Below are 24,991 nucleotides of genomic sequence, written 5' to 3' on the forward strand. Positions count from 1 at the left end.
GGAGTTTTAACTATGTTAATTGGTGTACCTAAGGAGATTTATCCTGGGGAGGCGCGCGTCGCCCTGATACCAAGCGGGATTCAGACCCTGCTGAACGCCGGCTTTGAAGTCGTCATTCAGGAAGGTGCCGGTGATGCTGCTCACTTCAGTGATGATGAGTACCGTAACTGTGGTGCCAGCATTGCTCCGTCTGCCGAATCTCTGTACGGCCAGGCCGATATCGTCCTGAAAGTGCGTCAGCCACTGGATTCAGAAGTGCCACTGCTGAAAGACGGTGCCACCCTGATCTGTATGCTGGACGCCTGGTTCAACCAGCCGCTGATCAAGCAACTGGCTGAGCGCAATGTGCGTTCGTTCGCGCTGGAATTCATTCCGCGTACCACCCGTGCGCAGTCTATGGACGTTCTGAGCTCCATGGGTGCCATCTCTGGTTACCGTTCTGTTCTGACCGGTGCTATGGCTCTGCCACAGTACTTCCCGATGCTGATGACCGCTGCCGGTACCATTCACCCGGCGCGCGTATTCATCATTGGTGCCGGTGTTGCTGGTCTGATGGCCATCTCTACCGCCCGTCGTCTGGGCGCTGTGGTTGAAGCCTACGACACCCGTGCAGAAGTGCGTGAACAGGTTGAATCCCTGGGCGCCAAGTTCGTGGAATTCGATCTGCCACAAGAGCAGGGCACTGCGGCCGGCGGTTACGCGACTGAGAAGTCCGAAGAGTTCTACCGCAAGCAGCGCGAACAGATGACCACCAAGATTTCTCAGGCGGACCTGGTAATCACCACCGCTGCGATTCCTGGCAAGGCGTCTCCGCGTCTGATCACCAAAGACATGCTGCACTACATGAAGAAAGGTTCCGTGATCGTGGACCTGGCCGCCGAGCGTGGCGGTAACGTAGAAGGCACTGTGGCCGGCGAGAAAGTGTACCTGGATGGCGTGACCATCATCGGTTACACCGACCATCCGGGCCGTGTACCCGTACACGCTTCCCAGCTGCTGACCAAGAACATCTCCACATTCCTGCTGAACATGGCCAAAGACGGCAAGCTCAACGTGAATATGGAAGACGATATCGTGGCCGCCACTCTGATCACTGAGAACGGCGAAATCAAACACGCGGGCCTGAAAGCCCAGATCGAGAAGGAATAATCCTCATGGAAATGTTCATCATGAGCCTGACCATTTTCGTACTGGCGATCTTCGTCGGTGTGGAAGTGATCAACAAAGTACCGCCAACACTGCACACCCCACTGATGAGCGGCACCAACGCCATCTCCGGTATCGTGGTTGTGGGCGCGATCATCAGCTCCGGCGGCAGCGAGCACACCACTGTGCTGTCGACCGTACTGGGCGTGGCCGCCATCGTGCTGGCCACCATCAACATCGTGGCCGGTTTCATGGTAACCGACCGCATGCTGAACATGTTCAAGAAGAAATAAGGTAGCGGGACAATGGATATTCTGATCAACCTGGGTTACCTCGTTGCCGCCGTGCTGTTCATCCTCGGCATCAAGGGCATGACCACTCCGAAAACTGCCGTACGCGGTAACCAGATGTCGGCCATCGGTATGCTGGTGGCGGTCGTTGCGGCTCTGCTCGACTACAACGTTGTTGATTACACCTGGATCATCGTTGGCGTACTGATCGGTGGCGGCATTGGCGCCCTGATGGCCAAGAAAGTACAGATGACCGATATGCCGGAAATGGTCGCGGCGCTGAACGGTGTGGGTGGCGGTGCCTCCCTGCTGGTAGCTGCCGCTAACTATCTGGAAAGCCAGAAACTGGGCGAAATGGGCAAGTTCGTTGCCACTTACGACTGGTCTGTGGCGGTTATCCTGTCCATTCTGATCGGCGCTGTGACCCTGACCGGTTCTTTCGTTGCCGTGGGCAAACTGAAAGGCAAAATCGGCGATGCCAAGAACGTTAAGCTGTTCAAATGGATCGTTAAACTGTGCCTGCTGACCCTGCTGGCCGGTGCTGGTTACTTCGCTGCGGTTGACCCGCTGCACGCTGACCTGCTGGTGGCTGGTCTGATCGTACTGTGTCTGGTTCTGGGTATCTGTCTGGTGATGCCAATCGGTGGCGCTGACATGCCGGTTGTGGTTTCCCTGCTGAACTCCTACTCAGGTCTGGCTGGCGCGGCTGCCGGTTTCGTACTGGGCAACAACGGTCTGATCATCACCGGTTCTCTGGTGGGCGCGTCCGGTATCATCCTGACCTCCATCATGTGTAAGGCGATGAACCGCTCCCTGACCAACGTACTGTTCGGTGGTTCTATGGCGGCGTCTGCTGGCGTGAGCAAGTCTGAGAACGATGCTTTCTACGAAGGCAAAGTGAAGTTCTCGTCTGCTGACGAACTGGCCATGCTGCTCGACGGCGCCCAGAAAGTGGTCTTCGTACCGGGTTACGGTCTGGCCGTTGCTCAGGCTCAGCACGCGACCCGCGAACTGGCCAACATGCTGGAAGCCAAAGGCGTGGACGTGAAATACGCCATTCACCCGGTAGCCGGTCGTATGCCTGGTCACATGAACGTACTGCTGGCCGAAGCCGAAGTGCCGTACGATCAGCTGGTGGAAATGGACAGCATCAACCCTGAGTTCGCTCAGACTGACGTTGCCATCGTTCTGGGTGCCAACGACGTTGTGAACCCGGCCGCTGCCAAAGACCCGGCTTCCCCGATCTTCGGTATGCCGATTCTGGACGTACACAACGCCCGTACCGTGGTTGTGGTTAAGCGTGGTCTGTCGCCAGGCTTCGCCGGTATCCCGAACGAACTGTTTATTCGCGACAACGCCCTGATGGTATCCGGCGACGCGAAGAAAGTTCTGCAGGACACCATTTCTGCGCTGAAAGATCTGTAAGATCTGACGCACCGGCAGCGCGCCCTGAGGCGATGCTGCCTTCCCTGACGGGAACCCCACGGGCCTCTTATGAGGCTCGTGTTGTTATAGCCTTCTGGTTCTGTAGCGGATTGTATCCGGTGCGGCCTGAGTGCGCGGACCCTGAGAACGTGGCGGGTGGTCCGCACACACATGCCAGCCGATGGTGCAGCTGTATCACCGCAACAGAGCAAGCGGGCCGGCGGCCGGCCTCAGGGTCTGCCGCTGTTTGTTTCCGGCCATTCAGGCGTGCCCTGATAACGGGACGCCGGATTGGCCTGAACGCACTTATTTGGTTCGCAAACGCACTGCAAAGCAGACATTCGGAGCACAAAGCGCGCCGTTTGATCTGTGACAGTTGTCTGAAACGGCCAGATATGCGATTTTCCCGCCCTTCACTTACGACCTGCGCTGAAGTCTTTCCGCATGAATACGAATCACCCAGCTCTGGAGCTGATCAACATCCATAAGTCCTACGGCAATCTTGAAGTGCTGAAGGGCGTCAGTCTGACAGCCAACAAGGGCGACGTTATTTCCATTCTGGGTTCCAGCGGCTCGGGTAAAAGTACCCTGCTGCGCTGCATTAACCTGCTGGAAAGACCCAATCAGGGCGAAATCATTATTGGTAATGAACAACTGTCACTGGTGCGCAATAAGCAAGGCGAACTGGTGGCCGAGAACAAGAGCCAGCTCGAACGTCTGCGTTCGCGTCTGGGTTTCGTGTTCCAGCAGTTCAACCTGTGGCCACACATGACCATCCTGCAGAACCTGATTGAGGCACCCGTTCACGTTCTGAAGATTCCGCGCGACGTTGCCGTTGCCCGGGCACAGGAATTGCTGCGCAAGGTCGGGCTTGCCGACAAGCAGGACGCCTACCCGGCGCACCTGTCCGGCGGACAGCAACAGCGCGTGGCCATTGCCCGTACGCTGGCGATGGACCCTCAGGTTCTGCTGTTCGACGAGCCGACCTCTGCCCTCGACCCGGAACTCGTCAACGAAGTGTTGGCGGTGATGCGCGAGCTGGCAGACGAAGGCCGCACCATGCTGATCGTGACCCATGAAATGCGTTTTGCACGCGAAGTTTCCAGCACCGTGGTGTTTTTACATCAGGGTCAGGTGGAAGAAATCGGAACCCCGGAAAAAGTCTTCGACAACCCGGATTCCACCCGTGTGCGCGACTTTATGAACAGTCACAAAGCATAAGCCCGCAGATTCATTACCCACTCAAGAAGGAAGAACAAGATGCAGAAACTCATTGCTACCCTGTGCCTGACCGTCAGCTGTGCTCTGGCTCCGGCCGCATTTGCCGGCGACAAAATCCGTATTGCCAGTGAAGGTGCCTACGCGCCGTTCAACATGGTCGATGCTCAGGGCCAACTGGTTGGTTTCGATATCGATATCGCCAAAGCACTGTGTGCCCAGATGAAAGCCGATTGCGAAATCGTGGCTCAGGACTGGGACGGTATCATCCCGGGTCTGCTGGCGCGTAAGTACGACGCCATTATCGCCTCGATGTCCATCACCGAAGAGCGTCTGCGCGTGGTGAATTTCACCAACAAATACTATTCCAACAGCCTGGCGTTTGTCGGTCCTAAAGGTAAAACCCTGGACACCAGCAAAGCCGGCCTGAAAGGTCTGAGCGTAGGTGCACAGCGTGCCACCATCGCCGGTCAGACTCTGGAAGACAAATACTCTGACGTAGTAAACGTTAAGCTGTACGACACTCAGGACAACGCCTATCTGGATCTGGCGGCTGGCCGTATCGACGCCATCCTGTCCGATAAATTCCCGGCTTACGACTGGCTGCAGACCAAAGACGGCGCCACCTTTGAATTCAAAGGCGCTGACCTGGATATCGACGACAAAATCGGTATCGCCGTACGCAAGAAAGACGAAGACCTGCGTAAGCGTCTGAACGAAGCGCTGGATGCGATCGTTGCCAATGGCACCTATAAGGAAATTAACGCCAAGTACTTCCCGTTCGATATTTACTAAGGGGTGATGGCGATGCGTTCTGAGGGTGTGCTCCGATGATGGATCTGCAGGGCTTCGGCCACCTGCTGGTCAGTGGCGCCTGGATGACCATCCAGCTGGCGCTGACCAGTCTGGCCATCGGACTTGTCATCGGTGTGCTTGGCGCATCGGCCAAACTCTCGGCGTCGCCGGTCCTGCGCGGACTGGCGACGACCTATACCACGGTTGTGCGTGGTATTCCCGAGCTGCTGCTGGTTCTGACCCTGTATTTTGGCGGGGCGCAGATTCTGATGTGGGCAGCCGGCTTATTCGGCTACGAGGAATACATCGAAGTCGGCGCTTTCGCCGCCGGTGTTGCCGCGCTGGCCATTGCCTTCGGTGCTTATTCCACCGAAGTATTCCGTATGGCGATGCTGGAAGTGCCGGTCGGTCAGCGTGAAGCGGCCGAAGCCATGGGCATGAGCCGCAGCCAGACGTTTTTCCGTATTATTTTCCCGCAGGTATGGCGCTTCGCCATTCCGGGCCTCGGCAACCTGTTTCAGGTTCTGCTGAAAGACACCGCACTGGTGTCTGTGATTGGTCTGAACGAAATCATGCGTCAGGCCAGTGTCGGCTCCGCCGCCACCAAACATCCTTTCGATTTTTATCTGGCAGCCGCTGTGCTGTATCTGGCTCTGACGTTGCTGGCCACCGCCACCACTGAAGTGCTGGAGCGCATGAGCAAGCCAGAACTTCGCAGTAAACGGGCATAAGATGAACTGGGACTGGAGCGTAATCTGGCAATACTACCCACGCCTGCTGGAAGGCGCGTGGCTGACGCTGGAGCTGGTGTTTTTATCCGGTGTGGTGGGTCTTCTGCTGGCGGTACCACTGGCGCTGATGCGCGCCTCGTCACAGCCGGCCCTGAAAGGTCTGGCGTATGGGTACATTTTCTTCTTCCGTGGCACGCCGCTGCTGGTGCAGATCTTCCTGATCTATTACGGCGCCTCGCAGTTTGACTGGGTGAAAGAATCCCTGCTGTGGCCGGTGCTGAAAGAACCTTACTGGTGCGCCATCATCGCCTTCACCATGAACACAGCGGCGTACACCGCCGAGCTGATCCGCGGTGCCATTCAGGCAATTCCGACCGGTGAAATTGAAGTGGCCCGCGCCCTCGGTATGAGCCGCACCACGCTGACCCGCCGCATCGTGCTGCCGCGCGCGTTTGGCATTGTGCTGCCGGCCTACAGCAACGAAGTGCTGCTGATGCTGAAGAGCAGCGCGCTGGCGTCGACCATTACCCTGCTCGACATTACCGGTATGGCGCGCACTGTGATTGCCCGTACTTACACGCCGCTGGAAATCTTCTTCGCCGCCGGCATGATTTATCTGGTGATGGCCGCGGTTCTGCTGGGCGCGTTCCGTCTGGCGGAATCCCGCATCAACCGCCACAAATACATCCGCCGCGAGGCGTGAGTCTGCCGGCCGCGTCCGTGGCCGGTTCCTCTCTTTCTTTCCTGCTTCTTTCGGTTACAGCAGTTCTGCTGGCTGGGTCTGTCCGCTGTCCGACGCACTGTTGCGGGTGCCACGGCCATTGCCGGTAACAGCCATCACCGGCCCCGGTGCGCCGTCCGCACCCGGCAGACGGATCACTTCCAGCGTGGTGCTGGTTTTCTCCTTGATGCCTTCGCCGGTCAGAATCACATCGGTGTCGTACAGGCTGCCGACCGGGTCGGCGCTGAAGGTCACCTGTGTGCTGTAAATGCGCTCGCGGCTGATGGCCTCGTCGCTGATGCTCACTTCGCGCACCACCGGCACGCGGCTGCCATTGTCTTCGCTGCTGATCAGGCGTGCGCTGACCACGGCGGTGGCACCGTCGCCGTTGATGTCGACGGCAAAGCCGAAGTTGTTTTTACCGGCGTAGGCGCTGACGCTGAACGCGCCCACCGTGAAGCCCGCGCCGTCGGCGTAGGTTGCGCTTTCAAAACGCGCCGAGCTGCCGGCGCTGCCACGGCCGATGCCCTTGAACAGCACGTCGCCACGGGCGTCTTCCAGCACCAGCGTCAGCGTGGTTTTGTCCGCCGCCGTGATGAATAACGCACTGCTCAGGCGACGCAGCAGCGGACCGGGCTGTAATTCCAATACGCGGTTTTTGTTGACCACCACCTGCACGTCGTAAGGGTCGGCAATGCCGTCGTCGGTCAGCAGCGGCGTAACGCTGTCGTTGCTCACGACTTCAAAGCGGTAGCTGCCGGCGCCGGTTTCCGTGGTCTGACGGATGCGGATATTTTTGATCTTCGGGGTGTAGGTGGCTTCTGCCTGCGGAATGACCAGGGTTGCCGGCAGGGCGCTGGCGAGGGTCAAGGCGGTGAGCAGGGTTAAGGCTGATTTCATGTCGGACTCCTTGGCTTCTGCGCCAGATGGCCGGCCAGTTCCTGAGCCGGCGGCCGCGATGCGGCGGAATGGGAGGATCAGCATAGTGAGCACCGCCCGTGGCAGGCAATTCCCGATCAGGCCATTGTGGCGCTATGGGCAGATATTCAGCTCCTCTGTTGGCGGCTGCGGCTTTGCGCCATACTCAGAGCATTCTGTTTGTGCGGATCTGTGTATGCGCCTGAAGTCCCTCGTGCTGTCGATGTTCTGCTCCGCAGTCAAACTCCGTGTGCTGCTGACGCTCCTGTGCGGCTTGCTGCCGGCGTTGGTGATGCTGCCAGCCCTGACACCTGAGGTGCAGGCGGCCTCTGTCATCCGCGTGCAGCCCCAGCGCTCTGATCTGGATGGCAGCTACCGCTACTACACGGATCTGCTGCAGAAAGCCCTGGACGCAACCGCCGCAGAATACGGCCCCAGTACGATTGAAGCCAGCGAACTGCGTTTCAGTCAGGCGCGGGCATTTCAGGCATTGGTCGATCATCAGATTGACGTGTTCTGGGCTGGTACCGACCCGGCCCGTGAAGAACTGGTGGCGCCGGTGCGGGTGCCGCTGTACGCCGGTCTGCTCGGCTACCGGGTGCCTGTGATCCGCAAGGCCGATCAGGCGCGCTTCGACGCCATTGACACACCAGAGCAGCTGCAGGCCATGCTCGCCTGTCAGGGCGACCACTGGCCCGATTCCGATATCCTGCAGCACAACGGCTACCGGGTGCAGCGCGTAACCCTGTTCGAAGTGATGTACAGCATGCTGCAGAGCGGCCGCTGCGATTACTTCCCGCGTGGGCTGAACGAGGTCTACGCCGAAGTCAGTCACGTCGCCCGGCAGGATCTGATGGCCTATGACCGCCTGATTCTGGCCTATCCGTTTCCCAATTATTTCTTCGTTGCGCGTGACAATCCGCGTCTGCTGGAGCGCCTGACGCTGGGCATGGAGCGGCTGGTCAGCAGCGGTGAACTGCTGGCCTTTCTGCAGCAGCACCCGACCACAAAGTCGATTTTCCCGTTAAGCCGGCTCAGCCAGAGTCTGGTCTTCCCGCTGAGTAACCCCTTACTGCCGCCGCAGACGCCACTGGCCGATCAGCGCCTGTGGCTGCAGCTCAAATAGCACAACGCTGACCATCCTTTACGCGCCGGTGCACGGGCGAACCCGGCAGCCGGTGTAGACTGCGCTTTTGCTTGGGCGGAGAACACAATGAGCGATCACAGCATCCGGGTATGGGATGGGTTTGTGCGTCTGTTTCACTGGCTGCTGGTGCTGGTGATCGGCGCGGCCTGGTGGACAGCCGAGCAGGGCGGCGACTGGATGGACTGGCACAAACGCTGTGGCTATGCGCTGCTGGGGCTGGTGGTGTTCCGCGTATTGTGGGGTTTTGCCGGTACGGCGTATGCCCGCTTCCGCCACTTTCTGTATTCACCGCAACGGACGCTGGCCTACACCCTGGCACTGCTGAAGGGGCGCGAGCCGGTTTACCTGAGCCATAACCCGCTCGGCGGCTGGGCGGTGGTGGTTCTGCTGCTCTGGTGTGCGGCGCAGGCGGGCACTGGCCTGTTCGCCAACGATGACATCATGACCGAAGGTCCGCTGGTGCATCTGGTCGGTTACGACCTGAGCCTCGACATTACCCGTGTGCACAAACTGCTGTTCGATGGTCTGCTGATTCTGGCCGGGCTGCATATTGCGGCGGTGGCGTATCACCAGCGTCTGCGCAAAGAGCCACTGGTGCAGGCGATGATCACAGGGCGCAAACCGGCCCATGACGTCGTTGATCAGGTCAGTGGAATGAATCGGGCGGCAGGCGCAACAGGCGTGTGGCTGCGCGGTGTGATACTGGCGGCGGTGGCCGCCGCCAGCGTCTGGGGACTGATCAGTCTTTGAATTTGTCGTGGCAGGCTTTGCAGGTCTGCGCGACTTTCATAAACGCCGGGCGGATGGCGTTCATGTCACCGCCTTTGGCGGCTTCGGCCAGCGCGGCGCTGTTGGTTTCAAAGTCACCCATGGTTTTGGCGAAGGTATCCCAGGCGTCTTCAATCACCGGCAGGGCGCTGGTGGAACGCTCGTAGGTGCCCGGCATAAAACCTTCCAGCGGCATTTTGCTCAGCGCGGCCAGATTACCGGCGCGACGGGCAAAATCGTCGGCGTTGAATTCGGTTTTGCCTTTCACCATGTCGCCCATCGGGCCGAAATTCCACTTCACGGCTTTAAAGATACCTTTGCGGTATTCAACGGCTTCAAACGGTTTCGGAGCGGCCATGGCGCTGCTGCCAATGGCAATCAGGGTAGCGGCCAGTCCGAGGCGGGTGATGGTTTTCATACGCAGATCCTCTCAGCATTATCAGGTCGGGGTCAGTGTATCGGTCACCCGCCGGAGCACCATGAACCATTACCAAGCTTTACATTTTAACGATCAAAGCTGACGAATGGCTTCACAGGCCCGGGCCATCTGTTAGAGTCGGGCGCCTTAATCCACAGGCAGGAGGGCGTATGACGGACGCAATGATGGTGTTGGCGGGCGCCGGTATTCTGGTTGTACTGCTGGTGATGTATTACCGTCGCACGGCGGCACTGGCACCAGCGCTGGTGTATCAGGACAACCCGCACAATAAAGCCCTGCTGCAGAAATTACCACGCTTAAGCCGCCGCTTTTACGTCACGCCCTGGCTGTTCAACACGCACCTGCAATTACTGGCACTGGGGCTGAAAAAAGGTCTGGGTAAAAAACTCGCCTACGAACAGACCGACGTGCTGACCATGGCCGACGGCGGCACCACTGCACTGCACTGGCTGGGGCTGGATAAACCGGCCGACAGCCCGACCCTGCTGGTGCTGCACACCATCACCGGTTCGCCGCACAGCATGCGCGGTCTGGTGCGCGATCTGGCCGACTACACCGGCTTCCGGGTGGTGCTGTGTCAGCGCCGGGGTCATGGTGATTTGCCGTTAACCGCACCGCGCATTAATACCATGGGCGATACCGCCGACCTGCGTGAGCAGATTGGCGTTATTCAGGCGCGATATCCGCAGTCGGATTTATACGCCATCGGCTCGTCGGCAGGTTCTGGTTTGCTGGTGCGTTTTCTCGGCGAAGAAGGCGCGCAATCGCCCATTAAAGCGGGCATGGCGTATTGCCCGGGCTACAACATTGAAGTCGCCTTTGCGCGGGCAAAACCCTTTTACAGCCGCATGATGGCGAAGAAGCTGATCCGCCAGTTTATTACCTCGCACGTGCCGGAATTTTCTGGCTTCCGCACCTATCAGCAGTGCATTCAGTCGCAGGATCTGCACGAATTTCATCAGAATTTGTATGAATGCGCAGGCTTCAGCACGCTGCAGGATTTTATGGACGCCAGTAACCCGATGAAGGTGTTTCAGAATATTCAGGTGCCTTTGCTGATTCTGAACGCCGAAGACGACCCTGTATGTCACATCGACAACGCGTGGGAATATCAGCAGCAGGTAAAACAAATGCCCAATACCCTGCTGGCCATTACCCGCCGAGGCAGCCACTGTGCGTATTTTTCCGGCCTGACACTCAGCCCCTGGGGGCATCAGCTGGCGGCGGAATTTTTTGTCGCACAGCACCAGACCTGTTAATTCAGGCCCGTTAACTCAGACCCGTTCAATCAGGGCTGGGCGTAGCTGACATAAGCAACCTGCGCCTCAATGCCTGAGCGCAGGAATACTTCCAGCCACAGCCGCTGGTGGTCCTGAAGACGGTCGCCCGGGCCCTTCACCTCAATCAGACGGAAGCCGTCCGCCTCGTTGTTGCCGAGCCAGATTAAATCCGGCAGGCCACGGCTGTGGTGGCGCAAATCGCTGAGCAGATGGCGGAACAGCTGGCTCAGCGTGGCCGGCGCAATAACGCGCAACGCGTGTTCCAGCAGTTCTTCGTCCAGCGACGGCCAGTGCAGCAGCGGACAACTGATGCCCTGTTTTTCGTGCCAGCGCTGACGTATCAGTGCCACATGTTCTCCGCCTTGCAGGCGGGCGAAGCCGGCATCAAACAGCGGCTGGCGGGCGCGGACAAAATCGTCGCGGAATAAATCCGCCGGACCACTCTGAAACGGGTGAAAAAAGGCACCGGGCAGCGGCGCGTACAGCGCATCCCAGAACAGCAACGCAAACAGCCCCGACAGCAGGGTATTTTCGACGTAATAACAACGGCCGTTCTGGTTGGCATTTAATGCGTCGCGTACCTGATATTCCACCGCATCGCCGTTATCGCTCAGGGTTAAATACAGCGACGGAAAATCTTTAATTGCCTTCTGTGTCGGCGCAGGTTTTGCGAGCCCCGCTTTGCGTGCGCAGCGGGCGTAAATGCGCTCAAGGGTAATGCGCGCTTCCGGATGTTCAATGCGCGCCAGCGCCTCGGTACAGCCGCTGGCGACCGCGCGGAAATCGTCGACGGAAACCGCCGCCAGTTCGAGCACGCGCAGCCGGCGCACCATGGCATCGCGATGTGCGCTGGCGTCGTAGCAGGTTAATGCGAGTTCGGTGTCGTGCAGCCGTTCGGCTTCACGGCCGACCTGAGCCAGCACTTTGTGCCAGCGCAGCGTCAGCCAGTGGGTGTCGGCGAGCCTGTGCGGCATGGATTGCAGCACCGGCGAATGCTGTAAGAGTTGCCGGGTAATACCGTGCAAAACCGCCGACACAGCCTCGGCGCTCAGGCGCTTGTCTTTCAGTTGCTGAACGGCATCGTGCAGCTGTTGCTGGCAGTCACTTAAAAACAGCAGATAGGTCAGCTCGTCGCGGTCGCGAAAGGCACGGGATTGGACACTTAAAGGCACATTCTCGTAACGCTGGTGGCCAAGTTCGGTTAACACAAACTCCGACCAGTCCTGCCAGACATTACCGAAAAATAAAACGCGTACGGTATCGAACAGCGGCATGCAGGTAAGCTGCACTAGCGCATCGTCCTGCTGCAGCCATGCGCTCAGCGGTTGTGGCTGCACCTCGTGCAGTGCCTGCTCAAAGGTTTGCTGCAGCTCGTCTTTGCGCAATTTTTTCAGGCTTTTATCGTCAATCAGATCCGGCTGTTTCTGCCGTTCACGCTCCAGCACCGCCAGCAGTTCGTCTTTGCGCAATAAAGGGCCGAGATCGGCGCTGCTGACTGCCGCATTGGCGACACAGAAACCGGCGTTCTCCAAGGCCGTTAATGCGTCTGTTCTGGCCGGAATTTCCTCGTACTGCAGCGCGCTGTGGCGGAACCAGTCGCCCTTGCGCATCACCATGCGCAGCAACAGCGCCTGTGCCGGTTGTGGCAGCTGCTGAAAACGGCCGACAGCTTCCTGTTCGCAGGTGTTGAGTAAATCGGCGCTGTGGCTCAGTACCCAGTTGAGGGCGGTGTGGAAATTGGTCAGGTAATAAAACGGCGTATTAACATCGGCGGCGGTCAGGCTCATGGCGCGTCACCGCCGGGCTGAGATGCCGGTTCTGCCGCGTTGTGTTTTTGCTCTTCCGCTTCTTTTTCATGCAGCGACTGCGCCAGCAGCGCGTCGCACAGAGCAGAAAAATAGCGCGAAAAGGCGCGTTTAATGGCCAGCCGCTGGCGGCCCTGTGGATACAGGCCGGCTTCGGCATCGGCGGATTTTTGGGTGCCTTTCACCAGAAACGCATTTTTAATCGACGCGTCCTGCACAAAGGCTTCAAAGGCACGGGCGCAGCATTCTTCGGGCTGGCTGTAATAGAAAGTATTCAGCTCTTTGTCCTTGGCCGCCGAGGCGCGGAACAGGTCGCTGGGGGCTTGCCCTTCATCGTCGAGCAGCACGGCGGCGTAACAGGCGGCGAGCAGTTGGTTGAGCCGGTGCGGTTTCAGGGTTTTGTCTTTTACCCAGAGTTTGGACGCAAAATCGAGCGGGCCGGCATCGCCATACGCCTTGGCGGCCATGTGGTAGTCGAAGGCATGAAACCATTCGTGGGCAATACTGCCAGGGCCGGCGTTTTTGGCCAACGCAAAACTCTGCTGCAGGGGCGCGTAATGGGCCGACACACCGGGCCGTCCGCCACTGCTGTACTGCAGCGCCAGGGTGCCGCGCAATGAAATTAACGACTGGCCGAGCAGCAGGCTGTCGGTGGGTGTTAACGGGCGTCCGGCGAGAATCTGGGTGAGGTCGCACAGGGCATCGAAAAACAGCCCGGCGGCCTGTTCCTGTTCCGCCCGTGTTACCCATTTGCCGATTTCCACACCGCGAAAGCCGAACCACTGGCGTATGGTCAGAAAATCCGGAATAACGCCGCCCAGCAGGGTGCGCTGGTCGGGGCCAGAGCGGTAGAAGGCGCGTTTCAGCAGGGGGGAAGAGGGTTCTCGCATCCGGTCAGTGTACTGCAAAGCGCCGGCGGATCAGATCAGCGCGGCGGATTTCACCTGCGCCCACACCGGCAGCCCCTCGCGCAATTGCAGTGTTGCGACTGAGCGGCGGGTCATGCGCGCTAACAGCGCCTGCTCACCGCAGCGGATGCGCACCAGCGTCAGGGCGTCGTCCTGATCGGCGCCAATGGCTTCAATAACGCCGGGCAGCAGGTTCTGAATGCTGCTGTCGTGGGCCGGGCTCAGCGCTACGCTGACGTCGCGCGCCAGAATGCGCAGCCGCACGGGCGTGCCCACGGCCTGACCGCCGTCGCGCACCCAGACCGCCGGGGCTGCCGTTGTGCCGGATGCTGGGCCGAATGCTGGGCCGGATGACTTTTCTCTGCCAGCACTCAGGCGGATATGCGCCAGCGCCCAGTGGCTGTCGCACTCACTGACATGGCCGTGCAGGACCACACCGGCTTCTTCACCGGGCAGAACCGGCAGGTCTAGGCGGGTGAGGGTGTCGTTCAGGGTGCCGCTGGCAACCATCTGGCCGTCGTTCAACAGCACCAGATAATCGGCCAGCCGGGCGACTTCGGCGGCTGAATGCGTGACGTAAATAATCGGCAGCGACAGCGTCGATTTCAGCTGCTCCAGATACGGCAGAATTTCCTGTTTGCGCGCTTCATCGAGCGACGCCAGCGGCTCGTCCATCAGCAGCAGTTGCGGCTTGCTGAGCAGGGCGCGGGCAATGGCGACCCGTTGCCGTTCACCACCCGATAATTGCGCCGGCCGCCGCTGCAAAACAGCACCGATGCCGAGCAGCTCGATCAGCTGCGCCTGCTCTGCGGCACTGACGTCAGCGCGCGCACGTTTGACGGCGAAGGCGAGGTTGCCGGCGGCGGTTAAATGCTCGAACAGCGCCGCCTGCTGAAATACATAAGCCAGTGGCCGGCGGTGGGTGGGCAGACAGAGCTGTTCGCTCTGCCAGACATCGCCATTCACGGTCAGCGCCCCCTGCGCCTGCTCCAGACCGGCAATGCAGCGCAATAACGTGGTTTTACCGCAGCCCGACGGCCCGGCGATGACGCTGACGCCCTGCGCCGGCAGGGTCAGGTCGAGGTTCAGCTGAAAGCCGCTGCGCGCCAGTGAAAAGCGGGCCTGAATACTCACAGCAAGGCCCTCGTCTGACGGGCGCGCAGACCATACACGGCCAGCAGCACCACAAAGGAAAATACCAGCATCAGCGCCGCCAGACCGTGGGCCGAGGCGTAATCCAGCGCTTCTACATGGTCGTAAATCTGCACCGAAATTACCCGGGTTTCGCCCGGAATATTACCGCCGATCATCAGCACTACGCCGAACTCACCCAGCGTGTGGGCGAAGCCCAGCACGGCGGCGGTGATAAAGCCGGGGCGCGCCAGTGGCAGGGTCACGTTGAAAAAGGTATCGACAGGGCCGGCACCCAAGGTAGCGGCGGCTTCGGCTGGCGCTTTGCCCAGCGCTTCCAGCGCGTTCTGAATCGGCTGCACCACAAACGGCAGCGAATAACATACAGAGCCCAGCACCAGACCAGTGAAGGTGAACGGCAGGGTGCCCAGCCCAAGCGCCTGTGTGAACTGGCCGACCGGGCCGTGCGGGCCCATGGCCAGCAGCAGATAAAAACCCAGCACACTGGGCGGCAGCACCAGCGGCAGGGCCACCACGGCACTGACCGGGCCCTTCAGCCAGCTGCGCGTGCGCGCCAGCCACAGCGCCAGTGGCGTGGCCAGCAGCAACAACACCAGCGTGGTGGTGGTGGCCAGTTTCAGGGTCAGCCAGATGGCGCTGAGGTCGGCAGGGGTGAAATTCATAAACAAAGGCAAAACCTGTTGCTGCAAACGCTGTTAAAACAAGAGCCGCAGTGTTCCACAGCCTCTGCGCAAGGTCACGGATTTTGCCCGGAACGCATTACAGGTGCGCCGTGCCAGTGCGGCGCAGGTGGCGCCTTTAACACCTTTGTCAGATAAGGCTGCCAGTGTGAGTAGCAAGACCCGGAGGTCTGGTTCAGACTTTCCGTCCCGTATTCTGGCAGGAGGCCGGACCATGACCATACGGATTTACTGTGCGTTGCTGCTGGCCTGCTGTGTGCCCCGTGCCGCTGCCACCGACGCCGTGACCTTCGCCACCAACTGGTACGCGCAGGCCGAACATGGTGGTTTTTATCAGGCGCAGGCCGAAGGCATTTACGAACGCTACGGTCTGGACGTCACCATCCGCATGGGTGGCCCGCAGGTGAACGGCCTGCAGTTGCTGGCCGCCGGACAGGTGGACTTTCTTATGGGCGTGCCCATCAGCAGCGTGCACGCGGTTGCCGAAGGTTTGCCGGTGGTGAGCGTGGCGGCCATTTTTCAGAAAGACCCGCTGGTGATTATTGCCCACCCGGATGTGCGCTCGCTGGATGATATTGCCCGCCAGCAGCAAGCCCTTTTTGTGTCGTCGTCGGCTTACAGCAGTTATTTTCCCTGGCTGAAAGCGCGTTACGGTTTCCGCGATGACATGGCGCGACCTTACAGTTTCAGCGTGATGCCGTTTCTTAAAAATCCGCAGTCAGCACAGCAGGGGCTGCTCACCTCAGAACCCTTTGCCATCAGTCAGAGCGGGCTGATGCCGCAGGTTTTTCTGATGTCGGATTTCGGCTACCCGCCTTATGCGGAAACCATCGAAACCACCCACGCCATGCTGAACGAAAAACCCGATGTGGTACGCCGCTTTGTGCGGGCCTCCATTGAAGGCTGGGTCAGCTATCTGGCCAATCCTGCCGCCGGCAATCGGCTGATTGTGCAGGACAACCCGGAGATGACCGAAGAGCAATTGTATTTCGGCCTCGAAGCCATGCGCACCTACGGCATAGTGGCCGGCGGTGACGCGGTGCAGGGTGGAATCGGCGTGATGACGCACGAACGCTGGCAGAAACTGTACGATTTTCTGCGCGAGGCGAGCCTGCTTACTCAGGCGCTGGATATTCATCAGGTCTACAGCCTCGATTTTCTGCCGGCCTCGCCTTTGCTGGCCGATACCTTTCATCAGTAACCCCTTTCATCAGAACGCGCCCTTATCCAAAGTCCTTTTTCGGCCGGCCGGTCTGCATGTGACAGCGGCCTGCGCTTGACCCGGCCTTACTGACGATGTTTATATGATGATCATCATTCAAAGAGTGGCAGCCATGGTCCGCTATTCCACCGAACACAAAGAGAACACCCGCCAGAGCATTCTGTGCGAGGCCGCAGGCGAGCTACGCCGCAGTGGTCCGGACAAGGTCTCGGTGGCGGCGCTGATGAAAAAAGCCGGCCTGACCCACGGCGGTTTCTACGCCCATTTCGCCTCAAAAGACGTGCTGATTGCCGAGGCCGTGGCCTGGGCCTTTGCCGACCGGCTGCAGTTTTTTAACCACATGCTGCAGAAATACCCGGAAGGGGAACGGCTGGCGCGTTACATCGACGCTTACCTGTCACCGGCCCACCGCAACGAACCCGGCAAAGGCTGCCCAGTGCCGGCACTGGCAGCAGACATCAGCCGCTGTTCCGCCGACATTCAGGCCCGCTATCAGGAAGGGCTCGACAACATGCTGGCGCTGTTTGCCAGTGCGATTCCGGCTCCGGCGGTGCAACCGCTGGTGGATGACAGGATGGATATCAGCGAGCAAGACAGGCGCCTGCATCTCGCCCGCTCGGCCCTGAGTGAAATGGCCGGTGCCGTCGTGCTGGCGCGCGGTATGCCCGACGCCACAGAGGCAGAACACTGGCTGGCCAGCTGCCGCCAGTCGGTAAAACAACGTCTGCATCTGCAGGCCTATGTTCACTAACGCGGAGAACCCCATGACGACTCAAGCCCCTGCGCCGGTGGCGCTGATTATCGGAGCCGGCGACGGCAACGGCGCGGCCATCGCCCGTCGCTTTGCCCGCGAAGGCTACACCGCCTGCGTGGTACGTCGCAGCGCCGACAAATTGCAGCCGCTGGTGGACAGCATCATTGCCAGCGGTGGCAACGCCGTGGCCTTTGGCTGTGATGCGCGTAAAGAAGACGACGTGAAAGAACTGGTAAACCGCATCGAAAGCGACATCGGCCCGGTTGAGGTGATGGTGTTTAACATTGGTGCCAACGTGCCGTGCTCCATTCTGGAGGAAACCGCGCGCAAGTATTTCAAAATCTGGGAAATGGCCTGTTTTTCCGGCTTTTTAACCGCCCGTGAAGTGGCGTTGCGCATGGTGCCGCGCGGCCGGGGCAGCATTATTTTTACCGGTGCAACCGCGTCTGCCCGTGGTGCTTCCGGTTTTGCCGCCTTTGCCGGCGCCAAGCACGCTTTGCGCGCTCTGGCGCAAAGCATGGCGCGGGAATTAGGTCCGAAAAATATTCACGTTGCCCATGTGGTGATCGACGGCCCGGTGGACACCGATTTTATCCGCGAATTTATGGCCAGCGAATACGCCCGCCGCATGCCGCTCGACGGCATTCTTAAACCCGAACACATCGCCGACAACTACTGGATGCTGCACCAGCAACCACGGGACGCCTGGACCTTTGAACTGGATCTGCGGCCCTATATGGAAAATTGGTAAGAGCGGAAAGCTGGTGAGAGCCGGACATTGGTAATAGCCCTCCGCTTTTAAAAAAGAAAACATTTTTCACAACGCTTGCGAATAACAACAGGAACTCAGCATGAAAACCGTCGATTTTTATTACGATTTTGGCAGCCCGGCGTCGTACATCGCCTACACCCAGATTGAAGCAATGTGCGCGAAATACGATGCCAGGGTAGTGTTTAAACCCTTTGTGCTCGGTGCCGTATTCAAAGCCACCGGCAACTCATCGCCCATCACGCTGCCGAGCAAAGCCCGCTACACCATGATGGACTTCGCCCGCTGGGCAAAATACTGGGGCGTGCCCTTTACCCTGAATCAGAATTTCCCCATCAACACCATTCTGCATATGAAACTCTGTGTGGCCGTGCAGTTGCATCATCCGCAGCGCTTTGCTGAGTTCAATGCCGCGATGTTCAACGCTATGTGGGTGAATAACCAGAATCTGACGGAACCGGCTGTGGTCGCCGCTATCTGCGAAAGCGTGGGGCTGGATGCCAACCATCTGCTGATGCAGACCGAACAGGACGACGTGCGCAATGCCCTGCGCGGCAATACCGACGAAGCCATCGCCCTCGGTGCCTTCGGTGCGCCGACCATGATGTACAACGGCGAAATGTTCTTCGGTCAGGATCGTCTGCCGATGCTGGAGATGGCGCTTAAGGAAGGTTGACGTAAACCGTCATTTATCGACGACGTTGACCTGTAATGGGCGAAAGGTGCACACACCTTTCGCCCATTTTATTTAATTCCGCGGGCTCAGGCGTTGCTAAGCCGGTGCAGAGACTGAAATGAGTGCAGTTATTTGCCGGCAATAAAAAGGCTCCTTGCGGAGCCTCAAACTATCGCTAGCTCACCTTTTTCAGCAAATCCGCCACGCCTTCTTTCACCCGCGCGACCAGTTCGTCTTCATCCAGATGATTCACCACGCCTTTGCTGACCACAGGTTTGCCTTGCACAAAGCTGTATTTCACATCCACAGGTTCACCACACAGCAGCGGCGCGTAGAGCGGCGAATGCACGCCGGACAACCGTGGACGGTCGATGTCGTACAGCACGATATCGGCGGCCATGCCGGTGCGGATTTCACCGGTCTGGTTCAGCCCCAGTAAATCGGCGCCGTTTTTCGATGCCCAGCGGATCATCTGACCGGCGCTGGTTGCGGCCGGATTTTTATTGGCGGCGCGGTGAATCAGCCAGCTCATATTGGCTTCCTGAATCATGGAGCCGGATTCGGCCGACGCCGAACCATCGACGCCCAGCGTGATGTTGATGCCGGCTTCCTGCATGGCGATGGCCGGCGCAATGCCGCTGCCGAGGCGGCAGTTGGACGTCGGACAGTGGGCGATGCCGGTGCCGGTTTCGGCCAGTTTTTTCACCGCGTAGTCGTCGCACCACACCAGATGCGCGTACCAGACATCGTCGCCCAGCCAGTGGCAGTGTTCGGCGTAATCGATGGCGCTCATGCCGTATTTGCGTTTCGCCTGAATTTCATCGAATTCTACTTCCAGTAAATGCGAGTGCATTTTCAGATTGTTCGCCCGTGCATAGTCGGCGCAGGCGCGTAAATCGTCGGGCGTCGATGAATGCACCAGACTGGTCGGCGCTACCACGAGTTTGCGCATGGCGTTACCACCGGTCTGGTGATACCGCACACGGGTGTGATCCATGCGCTCAATGACCTGACCGAGGGTTTCCGGCTGAATCAAGCCCGACTGCAAACCGCGGTGCGAGCCTTTGGTGGTGGCACTGCCGCGGCACAGCACGAGGCGGATGCCGAGTTCGTCAGCGGCCTGCCATACGGCGTCTTCCACTTCGGTGCTGGAGCCTGCGTGATACAGATAATGGTGGTCGGCACAGGTGGTAGCGCCGGAGCGTAATAATTCGTACAGGCCAAGGCGTGCGGCGTAGTACATGAGGTCGGGGGTAATGCTGGGCCAGAAGCGGTAGGGCACCGACGCCAGCCAGTCGTCGAGGCCGTGATTCAGACCTTCGGGAATGCCTTTTAATACCGACTGCGCTAAATGGTGGTGTGTGTTGACCATGCCTGGCCAGGCGACACAGCCTGTGGCGTCGATGATGTCTTCGTCGGGCGCGGCCTGCAGGTTTTGGCCGAGCTCGGCAATCAGGCCGTCGCGGATGCGGATATCGGTAACGGGGGGCGTGCTGTCGGTCAACACGGCCCGGGCATTGGTAATTAAATAATTCATAGAGGCTCCGTCATTCGCTCCCGAGTACCGCCGGAAGCCGAGGTTTCCGGGAGCAGGTTCTCAAGAGCAATGTCCCGGAGCCGCGTTGGCTGCGTCCTGACCGCTTCTACTCTTATTTCAAAAATTGCCCGTCTTGTTGCGGGCGTTCTGCGCTGAGCGGCCATCTGGCTGACTCAGCACAGGTAAAGCAATTAGCTTTCCAATTTTATGCCCTGTGCCGGGTTGTTCGGCCGCCCGCTTAACGGGCCGCATGGCCGCTCGCGTTCTTTGCGCACTTCCTGTGAGTACGCCAGCGCCGGGCGTGACAGGTGAGTGACCGGCACCTGTCTGACTGGTCAGGTTTTGGTGCAAGCGGTATGCAGCTGTGATCTTTTTTGGCGCATATTTTATGGCCGGGCGGCGGATGTGTGTTGGGAGTGCGTTGTCGTTATTCATGCAAGGACGCATCAATACAGGCTTTGCCGGGCTTTTTATTCAGCTGGCACAGCGCTTGCTGTTCTGACCATAACTCCGGGTAACCGGAGCCCCTCTGAGTAGAAGCAGTCAGGTTCTCTGAATCGGGTCATTGCTCACGGGATCAGGCAGCTGTCTGCTTTTTTGCAGGCGGTGGTGATCTCGTGGTGTATCCGGTTTTCTCACCGCGTGGTCGCCTTTTATTTGCCTGAATATCGGGAGTAGAAGCGGCAGACGGAAATTCCGTCCGGCATTGCTCCATTAACATTGCGTTAATTGGAGAACACCCATGAGTACGTCTTACGGCCTTAAAGAGCTGAATTTTGAAACCACCATCGGCGGTGTCGGTGGCGAGAATAACCGGCGTGAAATTCCGGTCATCGACCTCAGCGATTTCGATAACCGTCGCGCCGAAATTACCGATCAGCTGTGGTTTGCCGCCACAGAAATCGGCTTTTTCCAGCTGGTGAATCACGGCATGGATGTCGCGGATATTCTCACGGCATTCGATGCGTCCGAACGGTTTTTTGCGCTGGAAAAAACGCAGAAAGCTCAGTACCCGTTAAAAGACGGGCTGAATGCCGGCTGGGAATTTATGGCGCAGGTGCGTCCGTCTACCGGCACGGCCGACCAGAAAGAATCCTATCAGATTACCCTTCCCCATATGGACGGCCTGTGGCCCAACCAGACGGTGGTGCCCGATTTTCAGCGTATTGTGCTGGATTTCGAGCAGCGCGCCTGGTCCCTGGGCATGAAAGTGCTGTCCTGCTTCGCTGACCGTCTTGGCTTCGAGCGTGATTTCTTCACCAAAGCCCACGACCGCAGTTCCGCTGATTATCAGAGCACCTTGCGCCTGCTGCATTACCTGCCGCTGGCCGACGGTGCTGAACCTGAACCCGGCATCTGGCGCGCCGGTGCGCACACGGATTTCGACTGTTTAACCATGGTGTTCCAGAAGGAAGGCCAGGGTGGTCTGCAGGTGTGTCCGGGTAAAGAAGCCATGGCCAGCGGTGCGCAGGAATGGACCAGCGTTGTTCCGAAAGACGGCGTTATTACCTGCAACATTGGCGACATGCTGATGCGCTGGAGTGACGACAAGCTGTTGTCGACGCTGCATCGCGTGCGCATGCCGAAAGCGGACGAGCCGAAAGGCCCGCGCTACAGCATGGCGTTTTTCTGTCAGGCGAATAAAGACCAGCTGATTCAGGGCCCGGAAAAGAAATACGAGCCGATTACCGCACGCGATTATTTATTGCAGCGGATTAACGCCAATTTCGCCGGCAAAAAAGCCTGATATTTCCATGGGGCGGGCCCGTGTGCCCGCTCTCCGGATGCGCAGTGCAACGGCAGGTCCGTGGCATTTCAGCAGGAGACGATCATGACAAACGCGACCATGAGCAAACAGGCAAAGGTCACTGTGGTGGTGGATTCCCGTTACGGCAGCACGCTGGCTCTGGCGCAGGCCATTGCCAGCGGCGCCCGCCGTCAGGGCGCCGATGTGCGTCTGTGCCGGGTGGATATCGCCGAGCCCGAATTCAGTGTCGATACCAACCGCGCCGATTTTATTGCGGCCCAGCGCGAATACGCGGATTTACCGCGTGCCAGCGCCGCCGATCTGGAATGGGCCGACGGCATTATCTGGGGTTCACCCACACGCTACGGATTAATGAGCACACCGTTACGGGCATTTATTGATGAGGTCGCCCCTTTGTGGCGGGCGGGGGCATTAATCGGCAAGGTCGGTGCGGTATTTACCTCCACCGGCGGTATGCACTCGGGCAACGAAATGACGCTGATGTCACTCATGCTGCCGTTTTTGCAGCACGGCATGATTCTGTGCGGCGTGCCGCATTCGGAACCGGCGCTGATTAAAACGCAGAAAGGTGGTTCGCCGTATGGCGCCTCTGTGGTCACCGGATTCGACGGCCGCCGCGGTGTGGATGACAACGAGCTGGCCATTGGTGCGGCGCTTGGCGCACGGGTGGCAAGGCTGTCGGCTCAGGTTGAAGCCGAACCGGCGTCGGTGGATATCGCAGCGGCGGCCGCCTGTTAACGGATTTCAACGCAGATAAATTCGCTGGTGGACACGGGCAGTACGTCGCCGGCAAACAATGACCGAACTTATTCGGCAAATACTCGGAGCAGCAATATGAAACTGAAACAACTCTTTATAGGCGTAGCCGCCGTTGCGGGTCTGGCTGCATTTACCAACGTTCAGGCAAAAGATCTGGAAAAAGTAACCTTCGGCACCAACTGGTTTGCCCAGGCCGAGCACGGTGGTTTTTATCAGGCAAAAGCCGAAGGCATCTACGAAAAATACGGTCTGGATGTCGAGATTAAAATGGGCGGCCCGCAGGTGAACGGCATGCAGCTGCTGGCGGCTGGCCGCATCGACATGCTGATGGGCTATCCGATGGCGAGTATTAAAGCGGTATCGGAAGGACTGCCGGTGGTGACGGTCGCCGGTATTTTCCAGAAAGATCCGCAGGCCATTATTGCCCACAGCGATGTCAGCTCGCTGCAGGATCTGGCCGATAAAAAATTACCTCTGTATATCGCCACGTCTGCCCACACCAGTTTTTATCCGTGGCTGAAAGCCAAGTACGGTTTTACCGATGATATGGTGCGCCCGTATACCTTCAGTGTGGCGCCATTTCTGGCGGATAAAGGCGTGGCCCAGCAGGGTTATGTAACCTCCGAACCCTATGCGGTGATGCAGGGCGGTGAAACGCCGAACGTCTTTCTGATGGCCGACTCCGGTTACCCTCCGTACGCCGAAACCATCGAAACCACGCGCAAAATGCTCAAGACCAAACCCGACACAGTGAAACGCTTTGTGCAGGCCACGATGGAAGGCTGGGTGAGCTACATGAACAATCCGGCACCGGGCAACGCCCTGATTAAAAAAGACAACCCGGAAATGACCGATGACCAGATTGCCTTCAGTCTGAAAACCCTGAAGCAGTATCAGATGATCAGCGGCGGTGACGCGGCGACTCTGGGTCTGGGGGTTATGACCGATGCCCGCTGGCAGACGCTGTACGATCTGATGGTGCAGGAAAAACTGCTGGAAAAACCGGTGAACATCAAAGACGTGTACAGCCTGGAGTTCCTGCCGGCGGCACCGGTTCTGCTGCCATCCGCCACGGCGGTCGCTGCGGAATAATCCGCCGCGTATTCCGCTTTTATTTCTGACCAGGTCTTTGCGACCGTTATTTCTGACCGGGTCTTTGCGACCTGCACTCGGACGCCGTGCCCCGGCACGGCTTTCAGGAGAATTATTATGAGTATCCCGAAACCGGTATCGCTCGCCGGTATGCCGGGCGTCTCCGCAACCGGCATTCCGGAATCGTTGCGTGCCAGCCGTCCTGTGATTCAGGCGCGCGATGTGAATAAAGTCTACGCCAGCGGTACGGTTGCCCTGCAGGACGCCACGCTGGATATCCGCGAAGGTGAATTTGTCAGTCTGCTGGGCCCGTCCGGCTGCGGCAAAAGTACCCTGCTGCGCATTATGGCAGGACTCGGCGATATCACCGCCGGTTCCGTGAAGTGGTGGGAGCAGGATTATTCCGTGGTGGGCGACAAAGGCCGCAAACTGGCGTTTGTATTTCAGAGCGCGACCTTAATGCCCTGGGCGCGGGTGGAAGACAACGTACGCCTGCCGCTGGATCTTGAACAGGTTAAAAGCGCTGAGGCCGGTGCCAAAGTGCAGAAAGCACTGGATATGGTCGGGCTGGCAAAATTCGGCCAGTCATTTCCGCGTGAATTATCCGGCGGTATGCAGATGCGGGCGTCCATTGCCCGGGCACTGGTGACTGAGCCTGATCTGCTGTTAATGGATGAGCCCTTCGGCGCGCTCGATGAAATGACGCGCAATAAACTCAACGACGACATTCTGCGCTTATGGCAGGCCAATGGCTGGACCATCGTTTTTGTCACTCACAGTGTCTATGAGGCGGTGTATCTGTCGAGCCGGGTGGTGGTGATGGCAGCCCGTCCGGGGCGGATCGTTGAGGAAATCACCATCGACGAACCGTTTCCGCGTGGCGCCGATTTCCGCGTGTCGCAATCGTTTGCCGGATATTGCCGCCGGGTGTCGGAGTCGCTGGAAAAAGCCAGCGCGATGGGCGCCGACGGGCAGGCCGAGGAGCACTGAA

At 58.9% G+C, this 24,991-nt stretch carries 25 protein-coding genes; 18 read left to right on the forward strand and 7 right to left on the reverse strand.

Going from position 1 to position 24,991, the window contains the following annotated elements; translation table 11 throughout:
* Positions 1–12: 12 nt before the first annotated feature.
* The 7 genes from ACQUQU_RS18365 (at position 13) to ACQUQU_RS18395 (ending at position 6,308) form a co-directional block, all read left to right on the forward strand.
* Positions 13–1,149: a Re/Si-specific NAD(P)(+) transhydrogenase subunit alpha gene (locus ACQUQU_RS18365; protein WP_430461166.1), complete on the forward strand. Its 1,137-nt coding sequence runs from the start codon at positions 13–15 to the stop codon at positions 1,147–1,149.
* 5 nt (positions 1,150–1,154) lie between these two features.
* A complete protein-coding gene (locus ACQUQU_RS18370; RefSeq protein ID WP_430461167.1) occupies positions 1,155–1,439 on the forward strand; it encodes an NAD(P) transhydrogenase subunit alpha in 285 nt (94 codons plus the stop codon).
* Positions 1,440–1,451: 12 nt separating this feature from the next.
* Positions 1,452–2,861 carry an NAD(P)(+) transhydrogenase (Re/Si-specific) subunit beta gene (locus tag ACQUQU_RS18375; protein ID WP_430461168.1) on the forward strand — a complete coding sequence of 470 codons (1,410 nt, stop codon included), beginning with the start codon at positions 1,452–1,454 and terminating at the stop codon, positions 2,859–2,861.
* Between the two features lie 444 nt (positions 2,862–3,305).
* Positions 3,306–4,082 (forward strand): ABC transporter ATP-binding protein, encoded by a 777-nt coding sequence (locus ACQUQU_RS18380; protein ID WP_430461169.1) that lies wholly within the window; start codon positions 3,306–3,308, stop codon positions 4,080–4,082.
* Between the two features lie 39 nt (positions 4,083–4,121).
* Positions 4,122–4,874 (forward strand): ABC transporter substrate-binding protein, encoded by a 753-nt coding sequence (locus ACQUQU_RS18385; RefSeq protein WP_430461170.1) that lies wholly within the window; start codon positions 4,122–4,124, stop codon positions 4,872–4,874.
* 35 nt (positions 4,875–4,909) lie between these two features.
* Positions 4,910–5,605 carry an ABC transporter permease gene (locus ACQUQU_RS18390; protein ID WP_430461171.1) on the forward strand — a complete coding sequence of 232 codons (696 nt, stop codon included), beginning with the start codon at positions 4,910–4,912 and terminating at the stop codon, positions 5,603–5,605.
* A gap of 1 nt (position 5,606) precedes the next feature.
* Positions 5,607–6,308, forward strand: a complete 702-nt coding sequence (locus ACQUQU_RS18395; protein WP_430461172.1) for an ABC transporter permease — start codon at positions 5,607–5,609, stop codon at positions 6,306–6,308.
* 54 nt (positions 6,309–6,362) lie between these two features.
* On the opposite strand, the gene ACQUQU_RS18400 is transcribed toward ACQUQU_RS18395, so the two are convergent.
* A complete protein-coding gene (locus ACQUQU_RS18400) occupies positions 6,363–7,226 on the reverse strand; it encodes a hypothetical protein (RefSeq protein ID WP_430461173.1) in 864 nt (287 codons plus the stop codon).
* 214 nt (positions 7,227–7,440) lie between these two features.
* Between ACQUQU_RS18400 and ACQUQU_RS18405 the strand changes: the two genes are divergently transcribed.
* Positions 7,441–8,370 carry a hypothetical protein gene (locus ACQUQU_RS18405; protein ID WP_430461174.1) on the forward strand — a complete coding sequence of 310 codons (930 nt, stop codon included), beginning with the start codon at positions 7,441–7,443 and terminating at the stop codon, positions 8,368–8,370.
* A gap of 87 nt (positions 8,371–8,457) precedes the next feature.
* A complete protein-coding gene (locus ACQUQU_RS18410) occupies positions 8,458–9,141 on the forward strand; it encodes a cytochrome b/b6 domain-containing protein (RefSeq protein WP_430461175.1) in 684 nt (227 codons plus the stop codon).
* Here the strand turns inward: ACQUQU_RS18410 and ACQUQU_RS18415 are convergent.
* A complete protein-coding gene (locus ACQUQU_RS18415) occupies positions 9,131–9,577 on the reverse strand; it encodes a c-type cytochrome (protein WP_430461176.1) in 447 nt (148 codons plus the stop codon). The two genes, ACQUQU_RS18410 and ACQUQU_RS18415, sit on opposite strands and share 11 nt — an antisense overlap.
* 170 nt (positions 9,578–9,747) lie before the next feature.
* On the opposite strand from ACQUQU_RS18415, the gene ACQUQU_RS18420 reads away from it, so the two are divergent.
* Positions 9,748–10,857 (forward strand): YheT family hydrolase, encoded by a 1,110-nt coding sequence (locus ACQUQU_RS18420; RefSeq protein WP_430461177.1) that lies wholly within the window; start codon positions 9,748–9,750, stop codon positions 10,855–10,857.
* 29 nt (positions 10,858–10,886) lie between these two features.
* Here the strand turns inward: ACQUQU_RS18420 and ACQUQU_RS18425 are convergent, their stop codons facing one another.
* The 4 genes from ACQUQU_RS18425 to modB are packed head-to-tail and all read right to left on the reverse strand — an operon-like array spanning position 10,887 to position 15,405.
* Positions 10,887–12,665 carry a VRR-NUC domain-containing protein gene (locus tag ACQUQU_RS18425; RefSeq protein WP_430461178.1) on the reverse strand — a complete coding sequence of 593 codons (1,779 nt, stop codon included), beginning with the start codon at positions 12,663–12,665 and terminating at the stop codon, positions 10,887–10,889.
* On the reverse strand, positions 12,662–13,573 hold the full coding sequence (locus ACQUQU_RS18430; RefSeq protein ID WP_430461179.1) for a CLCA_X family protein: 912 nt from the start codon (positions 13,571–13,573) through the stop codon (positions 12,662–12,664). Before ACQUQU_RS18430 ends, ACQUQU_RS18425 begins: the two co-directional genes overlap by 4 nt.
* A 30-nt stretch (positions 13,574–13,603) precedes the next feature.
* On the reverse strand, positions 13,604–14,725 hold the full coding sequence (gene modC / locus ACQUQU_RS18435) for a molybdenum ABC transporter ATP-binding protein (protein WP_430461180.1): 1,122 nt from the start codon (positions 14,723–14,725) through the stop codon (positions 13,604–13,606).
* Positions 14,722–15,405 carry a molybdate ABC transporter permease subunit gene (modB, locus tag ACQUQU_RS18440; protein ID WP_430461181.1) on the reverse strand — a complete coding sequence of 228 codons (684 nt, stop codon included), beginning with the start codon at positions 15,403–15,405 and terminating at the stop codon, positions 14,722–14,724. Before modB ends, modC begins: the two co-directional genes overlap by 4 nt.
* Positions 15,406–15,637: 232 nt before the next feature.
* Here modB and ACQUQU_RS18445 point away from each other — a divergent pair, with 232 nt between their 5' ends.
* From ACQUQU_RS18445 to ACQUQU_RS18460, 4 genes are all read left to right on the forward strand, one after another.
* Complete coding sequence (locus ACQUQU_RS18445; RefSeq protein ID WP_430461182.1) at positions 15,638–16,624, forward strand: ABC transporter substrate-binding protein; 987 nt, start codon at positions 15,638–15,640, stop codon at positions 16,622–16,624.
* A gap of 103 nt (positions 16,625–16,727) precedes the next feature.
* Positions 16,728–17,396: a TetR/AcrR family transcriptional regulator gene (locus tag ACQUQU_RS18450; RefSeq protein ID WP_430461183.1), complete on the forward strand. Its 669-nt coding sequence runs from the start codon at positions 16,728–16,730 to the stop codon at positions 17,394–17,396.
* Between the two features lie 13 nt (positions 17,397–17,409).
* Positions 17,410–18,150 carry an SDR family oxidoreductase gene (locus ACQUQU_RS18455; protein WP_430461184.1) on the forward strand — a complete coding sequence of 247 codons (741 nt, stop codon included), beginning with the start codon at positions 17,410–17,412 and terminating at the stop codon, positions 18,148–18,150.
* A 100-nt stretch (positions 18,151–18,250) separates the two neighbouring features.
* Positions 18,251–18,844, forward strand: coding sequence for a 2-hydroxychromene-2-carboxylate isomerase (locus tag ACQUQU_RS18460; protein ID WP_430461185.1), 594 nt, complete (start codon positions 18,251–18,253; stop codon positions 18,842–18,844).
* Between the two features lie 175 nt (positions 18,845–19,019).
* On the opposite strand, the gene ACQUQU_RS18465 is transcribed toward ACQUQU_RS18460, so the two are convergent.
* Positions 19,020–20,381 carry an amidohydrolase family protein gene (locus ACQUQU_RS18465; RefSeq protein ID WP_430461186.1) on the reverse strand — a complete coding sequence of 454 codons (1,362 nt, stop codon included), beginning with the start codon at positions 20,379–20,381 and terminating at the stop codon, positions 19,020–19,022.
* A 742-nt stretch (positions 20,382–21,123) separates the two neighbouring features.
* Here ACQUQU_RS18465 and ACQUQU_RS18470 point away from each other — a divergent pair.
* The 4 genes from ACQUQU_RS18470 (at position 21,124) to ACQUQU_RS18485 (ending at position 24,990) form a co-directional block, all read left to right on the forward strand.
* A complete protein-coding gene (locus ACQUQU_RS18470; RefSeq protein WP_430461187.1) occupies positions 21,124–22,128 on the forward strand; it encodes an isopenicillin N synthase family dioxygenase in 1,005 nt (334 codons plus the stop codon).
* Between the two features lie 84 nt (positions 22,129–22,212).
* Positions 22,213–22,887 (forward strand): NAD(P)H:quinone oxidoreductase, encoded by a 675-nt coding sequence (wrbA, locus tag ACQUQU_RS18475; protein WP_430461188.1) that lies wholly within the window; start codon positions 22,213–22,215, stop codon positions 22,885–22,887.
* Between the two features lie 96 nt (positions 22,888–22,983).
* A complete protein-coding gene (locus ACQUQU_RS18480; RefSeq protein WP_430461189.1) occupies positions 22,984–24,000 on the forward strand; it encodes an ABC transporter substrate-binding protein in 1,017 nt (338 codons plus the stop codon).
* A 117-nt stretch (positions 24,001–24,117) separates the two neighbouring features.
* Positions 24,118–24,990 (forward strand): ABC transporter ATP-binding protein, encoded by an 873-nt coding sequence (locus tag ACQUQU_RS18485; protein WP_430461190.1) that lies wholly within the window; start codon positions 24,118–24,120, stop codon positions 24,988–24,990.
* Position 24,991 lies beyond the last annotated feature (1 nt).

Origin of the sequence: Thalassolituus sp. LLYu03, assembly GCF_050507655.1 — a bacterium.
Lineage (GTDB): Bacteria > Pseudomonadota > Gammaproteobacteria > Pseudomonadales > Oceanobacteraceae > Venatoribacter.

Excerpts from the sequence above, each read along its gene's own strand:
- ACQUQU_RS18370 (WP_430461167.1), top strand. The coding sequence starts at position 1,155 with ATGGAAATGTTCATCATGAGCCTGACCATTTTCGTACTGGCGATCTTC.
- ACQUQU_RS18375 (WP_430461168.1), top strand. The coding sequence starts at position 1,452 with ATGGATATTCTGATCAACCTGGGTTACCTCGTTGCCGCCGTGCTGTTC.
- ACQUQU_RS18455 (WP_430461184.1), top strand. The coding sequence starts at position 17,410 with ATGACGACTCAAGCCCCTGCGCCGGTGGCGCTGATTATCGGAGCCGGC.
- ACQUQU_RS18445 (WP_430461182.1), top strand. The coding sequence starts at position 15,638 with ATGACCATACGGATTTACTGTGCGTTGCTGCTGGCCTGCTGTGTGCCC.
- ACQUQU_RS18380 (WP_430461169.1), top strand. The coding sequence starts at position 3,306 with ATGAATACGAATCACCCAGCTCTGGAGCTGATCAACATCCATAAGTCC.
- ACQUQU_RS18430 (WP_430461179.1), bottom strand. The coding sequence starts at position 13,573 with ATGCGAGAACCCTCTTCCCCCCTGCTGAAACGCGCCTTCTACCGCTCT.
- ACQUQU_RS18420 (WP_430461177.1), top strand. The coding sequence starts at position 9,748 with ATGACGGACGCAATGATGGTGTTGGCGGGCGCCGGTATTCTGGTTGTA.
- modB (WP_430461181.1), bottom strand. The coding sequence starts at position 15,405 with ATGAATTTCACCCCTGCCGACCTCAGCGCCATCTGGCTGACCCTGAAA.
- ACQUQU_RS18470 (WP_430461187.1), top strand. The coding sequence starts at position 21,124 with ATGAGTACGTCTTACGGCCTTAAAGAGCTGAATTTTGAAACCACCATC.
- ACQUQU_RS18365 (WP_430461166.1), top strand. The coding sequence starts at position 13 with ATGTTAATTGGTGTACCTAAGGAGATTTATCCTGGGGAGGCGCGCGTC.
- wrbA (WP_430461188.1), top strand. The coding sequence starts at position 22,213 with ATGACAAACGCGACCATGAGCAAACAGGCAAAGGTCACTGTGGTGGTG.
- ACQUQU_RS18465 (WP_430461186.1), bottom strand. The coding sequence starts at position 20,381 with ATGAATTATTTAATTACCAATGCCCGGGCCGTGTTGACCGACAGCACG.
- ACQUQU_RS18400 (WP_430461173.1), bottom strand. The coding sequence starts at position 7,226 with ATGAAATCAGCCTTAACCCTGCTCACCGCCTTGACCCTCGCCAGCGCC.
- ACQUQU_RS18390 (WP_430461171.1), top strand. The coding sequence starts at position 4,910 with ATGATGGATCTGCAGGGCTTCGGCCACCTGCTGGTCAGTGGCGCCTGG.
- ACQUQU_RS18485 (WP_430461190.1), top strand. The coding sequence starts at position 24,118 with ATGAGTATCCCGAAACCGGTATCGCTCGCCGGTATGCCGGGCGTCTCC.
- ACQUQU_RS18405 (WP_430461174.1), top strand. The coding sequence starts at position 7,441 with ATGCGCCTGAAGTCCCTCGTGCTGTCGATGTTCTGCTCCGCAGTCAAA.
- ACQUQU_RS18385 (WP_430461170.1), top strand. The coding sequence starts at position 4,122 with ATGCAGAAACTCATTGCTACCCTGTGCCTGACCGTCAGCTGTGCTCTG.
- ACQUQU_RS18410 (WP_430461175.1), top strand. The coding sequence starts at position 8,458 with ATGAGCGATCACAGCATCCGGGTATGGGATGGGTTTGTGCGTCTGTTT.
- ACQUQU_RS18460 (WP_430461185.1), top strand. The coding sequence starts at position 18,251 with ATGAAAACCGTCGATTTTTATTACGATTTTGGCAGCCCGGCGTCGTAC.
- ACQUQU_RS18450 (WP_430461183.1), top strand. The coding sequence starts at position 16,728 with ATGATGATCATCATTCAAAGAGTGGCAGCCATGGTCCGCTATTCCACC.
- ACQUQU_RS18395 (WP_430461172.1), top strand. The coding sequence starts at position 5,607 with ATGAACTGGGACTGGAGCGTAATCTGGCAATACTACCCACGCCTGCTG.
- ACQUQU_RS18425 (WP_430461178.1), bottom strand. The coding sequence starts at position 12,665 with ATGAGCCTGACCGCCGCCGATGTTAATACGCCGTTTTATTACCTGACC.
- ACQUQU_RS18480 (WP_430461189.1), top strand. The coding sequence starts at position 22,984 with ATGAAACTGAAACAACTCTTTATAGGCGTAGCCGCCGTTGCGGGTCTG.
- ACQUQU_RS18415 (WP_430461176.1), bottom strand. The coding sequence starts at position 9,577 with ATGAAAACCATCACCCGCCTCGGACTGGCCGCTACCCTGATTGCCATT.